Origin of the sequence: Flammeovirga agarivorans (genome assembly GCF_012641475.1) — a bacterium.
Classification (GTDB): domain Bacteria; phylum Bacteroidota; class Bacteroidia; order Cytophagales; family Flammeovirgaceae; genus Flammeovirga; species Flammeovirga agarivorans.
The window spans coordinates 1-1,559 of sequence record NZ_JABAIL010000044.1; the positions used below are offsets into that span (position 1 = coordinate 1).

Consider the following 1,559-nt stretch of genomic DNA (forward strand, 5'->3'; position numbering starts at 1 on the left):
AAGCGCTTGACTCTGAATGAGGAAAACGTATTATACGGGACCTCGCGACAGAGCGCTAAAGCGCGTCGCAACTGCTCTTTAACAATTTATCAGACAATCTGTGTGGGCACTCAAAGTGACATGGATTCTTAACGTCCTCGGACGAAAAATGAATACCAAGTCTCAAGAGTGAACACGTAATTCATTACGAAGTTTAATTCTTTGAGCATCAAACTTAAATTGAAGAGTTTGATCATGGCTCAGATTGAACGCTGGCGGCAGGCCTAACACATGCAAGTCGAGCGGTAGCACAGAGAGCTTGCTCTCGGGTGACGAGCGGCGGACGGGTGAGTAATGTCTGGGAAACTGCCTGATGGAGGGGGATAACTACTGGAAACGGTAGCTAATACCGCATAACGTCGCAAGACCAAAGTGGGGGACCTTCGGGCCTCATGCCATCAGATGTGCCCAGATGGGATTAGCTAGTAGGTGGGGTAACGGCTCACCTAGGCGACGATCCCTAGCTGGTCTGAGAGGATGACCAGCCACACTGGAACTGAGACACGGTCCAGACTCCTACGGGAGGCAGCAGTGGGGAATATTGCACAATGGGCGCAAGCCTGATGCAGCCATGCCGCGTGTGTGAAGAAGGCCTTCGGGTTGTAAAGCACTTTCAGCGGGGAGGAAGGCGGTGAGGTTAATAACCTCATCGATTGACGTTACCCGCAGAAGAAGCACCGGCTAACTCCGTGCCAGCAGCCGCGGTAATACGGAGGGTGCAAGCGTTAATCGGAATTACTGGGCGTAAAGCGCACGCAGGCGGTCTGTCAAGTCGGATGTGAAATCCCCGGGCTCAACCTGGGAACTGCATTCGAAACTGGCAGGCTAGAGTCTTGTAGAGGGGGGTAGAATTCCAGGTGTAGCGGTGAAATGCGTAGAGATCTGGAGGAATACCGGTGGCGAAGGCGGCCCCCTGGACAAAGACTGACGCTCAGGTGCGAAAGCGTGGGGAGCAAACAGGATTAGATACCCTGGTAGTCCACGCCGTAAACGATGTCGATTTGGAGGTTGTGCCCTTGAGGCGTGGCTTCCGGAGCTAACGCGTTAAATCGACCGCCTGGGGAGTACGGCCGCAAGGTTAAAACTCAAATGAATTGACGGGGGCCCGCACAAGCGGTGGAGCATGTGGTTTAATTCGATGCAACGCGAAGAACCTTACCTGGTCTTGACATCCACAGAACTTTCCAGAGATGGATTGGTGCCTTCGGGAACTGTGAGACAGGTGCTGCATGGCTGTCGTCAGCTCGTGTTGTGAAATGTTGGGTTAAGTCCCGCAACGAGCGCAACCCTTATCCTTTGTTGCCAGCGGTCCGGCCGGGAACTCAAAGGAGACTGCCAGTGATAAACTGGAGGAAGGTGGGGATGACGTCAAGTCATCATGGCCCTTACGACCAGGGCTACACACGTGCTACAATGGCATATACAAAGAGAAGCGACCTCGCGAGAGCAAGCGGACCTCATAAAGTATGTCGTAGTCCGGATTGGAGTCTGCAACTCGACTCCATGAAGTCGGAATCGCT

Annotated in this window: 1 rRNA gene; it reads left to right on the plus strand. The window is 53.3% G+C overall.

Annotation, left to right across the window (positions count from 1 at the left end):
- Positions 1 to 216 precede the first annotated feature (216 nt).
- Positions 217 to 1,559, plus strand: a 16S ribosomal RNA gene (locus HGP29_RS28115); the annotation flags it as partial.